The organism is Kitasatospora sp. NPDC057198 (assembly GCF_042670125.1).
Classification (GTDB): Bacteria; Actinomycetota; Actinomycetes; order Streptomycetales; family Streptomycetaceae; genus Kitasatospora.
In genome coordinates this window covers 1-8,076 of sequence record NZ_JBHUWH010000370.1, presented here as the reverse complement: position 1 = coordinate 8,076, position 8,076 = coordinate 1, and the positions used below count along the sequence as shown (strand labels likewise).

The 8,076-nt window shown below is 74.8% G+C and carries 6 protein-coding genes and 1 pseudogene; 3 read left to right on the top strand and 4 right to left on the bottom strand.

What is annotated here, in order from left to right; translation table 11 throughout:
- Both ACFUEL_RS30295 and ACFUEL_RS30290 read right to left on the bottom strand, forming a co-directional pair.
- Positions 1-1,904 (bottom strand): annotated as a pseudogene (locus ACFUEL_RS30295) (hypothetical protein); the annotation flags it as partial.
- Positions 1,905-1,969: 65 nt separating this feature from the next.
- Positions 1,970-2,314 carry a WXG100 family type VII secretion target gene (locus tag ACFUEL_RS30290; protein WP_380239973.1) on the bottom strand — a complete coding sequence of 115 codons (345 nt, stop codon included), beginning with the start codon at positions 2,312-2,314 and terminating at the stop codon, positions 1,970-1,972.
- Between the two features lie 223 nt (positions 2,315-2,537).
- On the opposite strand from ACFUEL_RS30290, the gene ACFUEL_RS30285 reads away from it, so the two are divergent.
- The gene (locus ACFUEL_RS30285) at positions 2,538-3,419 is read left to right on the top strand and encodes a hypothetical protein (protein WP_380239972.1); all 882 of its coding nucleotides are present in this window, start codon (positions 2,538-2,540) and stop codon (positions 3,417-3,419) included.
- A 198-nt stretch (positions 3,420-3,617) separates the two neighbouring features.
- Here ACFUEL_RS30285 and ACFUEL_RS30280 read toward each other — a convergent pair whose 3' ends face one another.
- Positions 3,618-4,781, bottom strand: coding sequence for an NADH-quinone oxidoreductase subunit D (locus ACFUEL_RS30280; protein WP_380239971.1), 1,164 nt, complete (start codon positions 4,779-4,781; stop codon positions 3,618-3,620).
- A gap of 15 nt (positions 4,782-4,796) precedes the next feature.
- Positions 4,797-5,801, bottom strand: coding sequence for an SAM-dependent methyltransferase (locus ACFUEL_RS30275; protein WP_380239970.1), 1,005 nt, complete (start codon positions 5,799-5,801; stop codon positions 4,797-4,799).
- A 104-nt stretch (positions 5,802-5,905) separates the two neighbouring features.
- On the opposite strand from ACFUEL_RS30275, the gene ACFUEL_RS30270 reads away from it, so the two are divergent.
- Both ACFUEL_RS30270 and ACFUEL_RS30265 read left to right on the top strand, forming a co-directional pair.
- The gene (locus ACFUEL_RS30270; protein ID WP_380239969.1) at positions 5,906-7,117 is read left to right on the top strand and encodes a sensor histidine kinase; all 1,212 of its coding nucleotides are present in this window, start codon (positions 5,906-5,908) and stop codon (positions 7,115-7,117) included.
- A 20-nt stretch (positions 7,118-7,137) separates the two neighbouring features.
- On the top strand, positions 7,138-7,827 hold the full coding sequence (locus ACFUEL_RS30265; protein ID WP_380239968.1) for a response regulator: 690 nt from the start codon (positions 7,138-7,140) through the stop codon (positions 7,825-7,827).
- Positions 7,828-8,076: the final 249 nt, after the last annotated feature.

Genomic DNA, 8,076 nt, shown 5'->3' with positions numbered 1-8,076 from the left:
AGCTGGAACGAGGAGCCGTTGGAGGAGGCGGCCGACGAGCCGCCGAAGGACTGCCCCGGGTCCGCCGCGTGGTGGACGCCGCCCCCGGCGGACGTCCAGATGTCGCCCCCGCCCACCAGCGGCGGGGCGCTCGGCGCGGGCGGCGCCGCCACCGAGTCGACGTGCACCGAGATCGGGCCGCGCACCGGCGGGACGTAGTCGTTCCCGGAGTCCTGGTAGCCGCCGCCACCGCCGCCACCACCGGACGGGGGGCTGTACGAGGCCGCGGCCGAGCCGCCGTACGAGCCGTACGAGGAGGAGTGCGAGCCCCCGCCCTGGTAGCCGCCGCCCTGGCCGCCGCCGCGGTGCGTACCGCTGTCGGCCGGGCCGGGCTGCGGGCCGCCGGGGCCGGCCGGCCCGCTCTGGACCACCGCGTCCAGCGGGGCCGTGACCGCGTCGACCGTGTCGCCCAGCAGGTTGGTGCCGTGCTGGCCGCCGCCCTGCCCGGACATCGCGGTCGGGCCGCCGCCGGGGCCCTGGCTGTTCGGCCCGTTCGGCCCGTTGTGCCCGTGGCCGCCGGGGCCGTCCTGGAACGGGCCGTTCTGGAACGGCCCGCCGCCCTGCTGCTGCCCGTCCAGGACGGGGACCGGCTTCCCGTCGGGGCCGAGCAGTTCGAGCGGACGGCCGTCCGCGCCGAACTGCACGACCTGCCCGTTCGGGCCGGTGGCCCGGCCCGCGGCGTCGACCGTGACCGGGTGGCCGTCGGTGCCGGCCAGCAGGTGGCCCTTCTGGTCGGCGACCAGGCCGGAGACCTGGGTGCCGTCGGCGGTCACCATCACCGGGTGGCCGTCCTGCCCGAGTTCGGGCTTCCCGTCGTGGCCGAGCGCGAGCATCAGCCCGGTGCCGACCAGGGCGCCGCCCAGGCCCACCAGCAGCGGCTTGCCGTCGCTGCCGAGCAGCGGCTTGCCGTCCGCGCCCATCGCCACGCCGGTGACCGGCTTCCCGTCCGGGCCGACCAACTGCTGCTGGCCGTCCGGGCCCTGGGTGACCGTCAGGCCCTCGACGCCCTTGACCCGCTGGCCGTCCTCGCCGACCAGCACCGGGTTGCCGTGCCGGTCGGTGCGCACCGTGCCGTCGGCCTTCAGGTCGGCGTGCAGGCCGGCGACGCTCGCCACCTCCACCGAGCGGGCCACCCCGGCCTGCGCCAGCACCCCGGTGACCTGCCCGGAGCGGGCCGCCATCGAGGTCTCCCGCTGCTCGCCGTGCAGGCCCCGGCCGTCGGCCTGGGCGATCCGCTCCAGGGCGACCAGCGGCGGCTCCTTGGCCAGCGACTTCGCGGCCTCGCCCATGTCCCGGCCGAGCTGCTCCAGCAGCTGGCCGATCTTCACCTTGGCGTGCTCGACCGCGGCCAACTCCTCGGCCTCGGCGCTGACTTCCTTCACCGCGCCGACGACCGCGCCGACCGCGCCGCTGACCAGCCCGCCCAGGCCGGTGGTCATCTGCTTGCCGGCCTGCGCGATGTCCGCCTTGGCCTTCGCCTCGGCCGCGTCCGCCGCCCGGATCTTCTCGGTCAGCTCGGTCAGCACCGCGATGATGTCGACCTTCGCCTGCTCGGCGACCCCGGCCGCCTTGTCCAGCGCCGCGGCCACCAGGCCGGCGGCCGCCGCGGCGTCGTCCAGTTGGCCGCGCCCGCCGCCGCTGAACTGCCGCCAGTGGTCGGCGAACGCCTCCACCGCCTTGCCCTTGTTCTCCCCCGAGACCCGCTGCACCGAGGCCGCGCCCCGGGCCACCAGCGCGTCCGCCTCCGACCCGAACTCCCGCCACAGGCCCGCCGCCCGGCGCAGCCCGTCCTCGTCCGCCTGCGGCCACGCATGGCCGGTCCGCGCCAGCGCGGGGGCGAGTTCCTCCGGCAGGTTCCTGGACACGTGCTCCCCCTTCGGGTGGTGCGGCTCGGCGCGCGCAGCGGCCCGCCGCGTGGTCTGACTCCGGTTCAGACCCGGCCGGTTGCGGTCGGGTGGTTCAGCGAAGGCGCGTTGAAGTCCGCGCTGATGTCCTGATCGGTGCGTTCGGTGCTGTCCGCCATGGTGTGCAGCCCGCGCCCGATCCGGCCCAGCCGCTCCGACAGCCCCTGCAGCCCGGCCAGCGCGCCCTCCCGGGCCTCGCCGTACGCGGTGCCGAACGGGGTGCCCGGCTCGTCCGAGCCCCACGGGGCGCCCAGCCCCGCCAGGCCGCTCTCCAGCTGCTTCGCCGCTTCACCGAACTCGTCCGAGATCTTCTCGAACTCCCGTCCCTCGCCGTGGAGTTCCCACGACCGGATGACGACCTCGTCGCCCACTGTGCACTCCCCCGTGCAAGGACGCTCGCGCGCCCGACCTACCGGCTGGGCCATCCTAGGACCACTCCCGGCCGCCACCGACCGGCCTGCGGCCCTTTTCACAGCCGCTTCACCTTCGACACCCGCCCCGAACGGGCGAAACCGGGAGCAAAGCACACGAACCACCGGCAAAGCCGCGCGGCCGCACCCCCGACCCGCCCCGTCCAGGCCATACCCTTACCGGGTGGCACCAGCTGACAGCACCAAGAGCAAGAAGACCAAGAAGCCCGCCGAGACCGCGAAGCCCGCGAAGCCTGCGAAGCCCGCGAAGGCCAAGGGCCCCGTCGTCGACCTGGCGATGCCCACCGTCCGCGAGGTCGCCCTCGACTTCCCGCGCGCCTGGGTCGAGTTCACCGACCCCGACGACGAGGACCAGGTGTTCCGCTGCGACCTCACCTGGCTCACCTCCCGCTGGGGCTGCATCTTCGGCAAGGGCTGCCACGGCATCCAGCCCGGCCGCGGCGCCTCCGACGGCTGCTGCACCCTCGGCGCCCACTACTCCGACGAGGACGACGAGCAGCGCGTCGCCGGCCACGCCGCTCGGCTCACCCCCGACATCTGGGAGCACCACGCCGAGGGCACCGACGCCAAGGGCCGGATCCGCCTCGACGGCGGCATCACCATGTTCGACGAGGACGGCGACCGCCAGACCCGCCGGGTGAACGGCGCCTGCCTCTTCCTCAACAGCCCCGGCTTCCCCGGCGGCGCCGGCTGCGCCCTGCACGTCCTCGCCCTGCGCGAGGGCCTGGAACCCCTGGAGACCAAGCCCGACGTCTGCTGGCAGCTCCCGGTCCGCCGCACCTACGACTGGATCGACCGCCCCGACGACACCCGCTACCTCCAGGTCTCCATCGGCGAGTACGACCGCCGCGGCTGGGGCCCCGGCGGCCACGACCTCCACTGGTGGTGCACCGGCTCCCCCGAGGCCCACAACGCCCCCGACCCGGTCTACGTCTCCTACCGCCCCGAACTCGTCGAACTCATGGGCCCCGCCGCCTACGAGATGCTCGTCACCCTCTGCAAGGCCCACGACCCCCGCCTGGCCCCGCACCCGGCCGACCAGTAAAGGAGAGGGGCACGCAATCAGGGGCTCGGGGAACGGCGAGCCCGGGTCTGCGAGAGGTTCACTGCCGGAGCGCGCATCTGCTTCCGGTTCCGTCACAGACACGCAGCAGCACGGACCTCCGATGGGCTCCGGCCACCAGCAGCACGGACTCGCCGTTCCCCGAGCCCCTGAATACGAGCCCTCCCGCCGTCCTTCGTCCTACTTGTCGATGTCCCCGACCACGAAGAACATCGACCCCAGGATCGCCACCATGTCCGCCACCAGCGTCCCCGGCAGCAGTTCGGTCAGGGCCTGGATGTTGTTGAAGGACGCCGAGCGCAGCTTGAGCCGCCACGGCGTCTTCTCGCCGCGCGAGACCAGGTAGTACCCGTTCAGCCCGAGCGGGTTCTCGGTCCAGGCGTACGTCTCGCCCTCGGGCGCCTTGAGCACCTTGGGCAGCCGCAGGTTGACCGGCCCGGCGGGCAGGTCGGCGAGCCGGTCGAGGCACGCGTCGGCGAGGTCGAGCGCGTTGGCGGTCTGCTCCAGCAGGCACTCGAACCGGGCCAGGCAGTCGCCCTCCTCGCGGACGGAGACCTTCAGGACGTCCTGGAGCTGCCCGTACGCGAGGTAGGGCTCGTCGCGGCGCAGGTCGAAGTCGACGCCGCTGGCGCGGGCGATCGGCCCGCTGACGCCGTACGCGTGGACGTGCTCGCGGGAGAGCACGCCGACGCCCGCGGTGCGGCCGCGGAAGATCTCGTTGCCGAGGACGAGGTCCTCGAAGACCGGCAGCTGGCCGCGCACCACGCCGACCGCGCGGCGGACCCGGCCGAGCCAGCCGGCCGGGAGGTCCTCCTTGAGGCCGCCGACCCGGTTGAACATGTAGTGCATGCGGCCGCCGGAGGCTTCCTCCAGGACGTGCTGGAGCTCCTCGCGGCCGTTGAAGGAGTGGAAGATCGGGGTGATGCCGCCCAGCTCCAGCGGGTAGGAGCCGAGGAACATCAGGTGGTTGAGGACGCGGTTGAGCTCGGCCAGCAGGGTGCGCAGCCAGACCGCCCGCTCGGGCACCTCCATACCGAGCATCCGCTCGACGGCCAGCACCACGCCCAGCTCGTTGGCGAACGCGGACAGCCAGTCGTGCCGGTTGGCCAGCATGATGATCTGCCGGTAGTCGCGGGCCTCGAAGAGCTTCTCCGCGCCGCGGTGCATGTAGCCGATCACCGGCTCGGCGCTGGTGATCCGCTCGCCGTCGAGGACCAGCTTCAGGCGCAGCACGCCGTGCGTGGACGGGTGCTGGGGGCCGATGTTGAGCACCATGTCGGTGCTGCCGGGGTCACCGGGGAGCGTCTGCGCGCCCGGGCCGATGCCGACCGTGGTCTCCGTCATGGCCGTCGCCTCCTTCTACGAGGGGAGAGTCTGCCATCCCGGCAGGCCCGCGAGGTCGTCCGGTACCGGCATGCGGACGGCCTGGACCAGCCAGTGGAACGCGCCGAGCCCGGCCGGGTCGGTGAGCTCGGCGGCCTCCCCGGCGCCGGACAGCGCCCGCAGGTACGCGGCCGGGTCGGTGCCCGCCAGGGACAGCGGCGGGCGGGCGCCGCTGACGCCGAGCGCGCGCAGCGCCTCGCGCTGGGTGGTGAGCAGCGCCGGGTGTCCGGGCACGGCCGCCGCGTCGAGCGCGACGTGCGCGGTCAGGTCGCACGAGCCGTCGGGGACGGGGGCGCACTCGCGGCCGTCCCGGAAGCCGGTCAGGGTGCCGAACGGCGGCCGGGCGGCGCGCGGGTGCGCGTAGTCGGCGGCCACCGCGAGGCCGCGCTCCAGTCCGCCGAGCGCCGCGGCCCAGGCGGCGTCCCGGGGTGCGCCGAGTTCGACCCGCTCGCCGTCCGGCCACCAGCGCCGGGCCCAGGCCGCGTCCGCGTCCGCCAGCGGCCCGCCGGGCCGCTCGGTGCCGTCCGGCGCGACCTCGACGTACCGCAGCCGCCCGTCCGGGCCGCGTTCGGCGACGTCCAGCGGGACGTTGTCCAGCCACTCGTTGGCGAACAGCAGGCCCCGGACGCCGGACGGCAGGTCGGCCGACCAGTCGATCCCGGCGGGCAGCCCGGCCGGGCGGTCGGCCAGTTCCACCGCCCGCAGCCGCACCCGCCCGCGCAGGCCGTCCGGCAGCAGGGCGCGCACCGCGAGGACGAGTTCGCCGCGCCCGGCGCCGACGTCGACGAAGTCCAGCCGCTCCGGGCGGCCGAGCGCCGCGTCGACGCCCGCCAGCAGGCGGGCGACCGCGGCGGCGAACAGCGCGGAGGCGTGCACGGAGGTGCGGAAGTGCCCGGCCGGGCCCTCCGGCCTGCGGTAGAAGCCGCCGTCGGGCCGGTACAGGGCGTGTTCGATCGCGGGCCGCCACCGCATCCATGTCATGGCGGACGACGTTACCGGGCGTCCCCGCCTCCACCCTGGGGAGTAGCCGCAGATCGCTCTCGCGGCGGAGCAGAACCCGTTCCCGGACTCCCTAGGCTGGAACCGTGCATCGACTCAACGCCTGGCTCCGCCGACACCCCGTGGTCGTCGACTCCGGTTGGGCGCTGCTGGTGCTGATGCTGGGCGTGCTCGCCGCGGTCGAGTCCAACGGCCTGCCGGACGACCCGCTGCCGTCCTGGAAGCACTACACCGGCGTCGGGGTCGCCTTCCTGCTGCCCGCCCTGATGGTGGTGCGCCGCCGCTGGCCGGACGCCACCACCGCGGCGGCCGTCGCGGCCGGCCTCGGCCAGGTCGTGCTCCAGATCGAACCCAACGTCTCCAGCATCGCCTACCTGGTGTTCGGCTACACCGGCGCCGCCTTCGGCCGGGCCTGGGCGTCCCGGCTGGCGCTGGCGGCGAGCCTGGCCGCCGGGCCGCTGACGATGTGGCGGCTGGCGCCCTCGGAACAGCACCAGAGCGGCTACCTGACGGTGTTCATGGCCGTCCTGATGACCTCCCCGTTCGTGCTGTGCTGGGCCTGGGGCCGGCTCACCCGGGTCCGCCGCGCCTACCTGGTCGAGCTGGAGGACCGGGCCGCCCGGCTGGAGCGCGAGCGTGACGCCCAGGCGAAGGTCGCGGTCGCCGCCGAGCGGGCCAGGATCGCCCGCGAGCTGCACGACGTGGTCGCGCACAACGTCTCGGTGATGATCGTCCAGGCCGACGGCGCCGCCTACGTGCTGGACTCCTCCCCGCAGCAGGCCAAGGAGGCGCTCGGCACCATCGCCTCCACCGGCCGGCAGGCCCTCGCCGAGATGCGCCGCCTGCTCGGCGTGCTGCGCACCGCCGACACCGCGGGCGAGTACGTGCCGCAGCCCGGCGTCGAGGAGCTGCCCGAGCTGCTGGAGCAGGTCCGCACGGCCGGCCTGCCGGTCGACTTCACCGCCACCGGCGAGGTCCGCGAACTGCCCCGGGGCCTGGAGCTGACGGTCTACCGGATCGTCCAGGAGGCCCTCACCAACGTCCGCAAGCACGGCGGCCCCGACGCCCGCGCCAAGGTCGCCGTCGACTTCCGGGACGGCGACCTCGAGGTCCTGGTCGAGGACGACGGCCGCGGCTCCACCAGCGAACAGCTCGCCGGCGGCGCCGACGGGCTCGGCCACGGCCTGATCGGCATGCGCGAACGCGTCGGTATGGTCAGCGGCAGCCTGGACGTCGGCCCCCGGCCCGGCGGCGGCTTCCGGATCCGGGCCGTCCTCCCCCTCAGAACGTCCGGATGAACGAAGGAGACCCGACCCGCATGCCGATCCGCGTGATGCTCGTCGACGACCAGGAACTGCTGCGCACCGGGTTCCGGATGGTCCTGCAGTCGCAGGGCGACATCGAGATCGCCGCCGAGGCCGGCGACGGCCAGCAGGCCGTCGACGTACTGCGCACCGCCGAGGTCGACGTGATCCTGATGGACGTCCGGATGCCCCGGCTCGACGGCGTCCAGGCCACCCGCCGGATCTGCCTGGACGACCGCGGCGACCCGGTCGAGGGCGCCCCCCGGGTCCTCATCCTCACCACCTTCGACCTGGACGAGTACGCCTTCGCCGCGCTCAAGGCCGGCGCCTCCGGCTTCCTGCTCAAGGACGTCCCGCCCACCGAGCTGGTCGCCGCGATCCGCTCCGTCCACGGCGGCGACGCGGTGGTCGCCCCCACCACCACCCGCCGCATGATCGACCGCTTCGCCGAGGTCCTCCCCACCCCCGCCAGCACCCCCGGCTCCCTCGTCCTCGCCCCGCTCACCGAACGCGAGCGCGAGGTCTTCCTGCTCGTCGCCCAGGGCCTCTCCAACGGCGAGATCGCCGCCCGCCTGGTCCTCTCCGAGGCCACCGTCAAGACCCACGTCGGCCGCATCCTCGCCAAGCTCTCCCTCCGCGACCGCGTCCAGGCCGTCGTCCTCGCCTACGAGAACGGCCTCGTCCGCGCCGGCGAGACCCCCTGACGGGGGCGGGGCTCCCCACCCGTGCACCGCCCTCCCGCACCGGCACCCTCCCGCCCCACCCCTCACGCAGGTTGCCGGCACCCCAACCCTCCCCCTCCCTCTCCCCGCCCCGCCAGGGGCGCGAGGAACTGCGCGCTCAACCACCCACCCCACCGCACCCGACCCCACCCGCACCGACGCCCTCCCGCCCCACCCCTCACGCAGGCTGCCGGCACCCGGGGGGGGGGGCGGACGGACAACCCCCGGAGC

Bases quoted from the DNA above. Each gene is read 5' to 3' on its own strand.
- ACFUEL_RS30275 (WP_380239970.1), bottom strand. From the start codon at position 5,801: ATGACATGGATGCGGTGGCGGCCCGCGATCGAACACGCCCTGTACCGG.
- ACFUEL_RS30280 (WP_380239971.1), bottom strand. From the start codon at position 4,781: ATGACGGAGACCACGGTCGGCATCGGCCCGGGCGCGCAGACGCTCCCC.
- ACFUEL_RS30265 (WP_380239968.1), top strand. From the start codon at position 7,138: ATGCCGATCCGCGTGATGCTCGTCGACGACCAGGAACTGCTGCGCACC.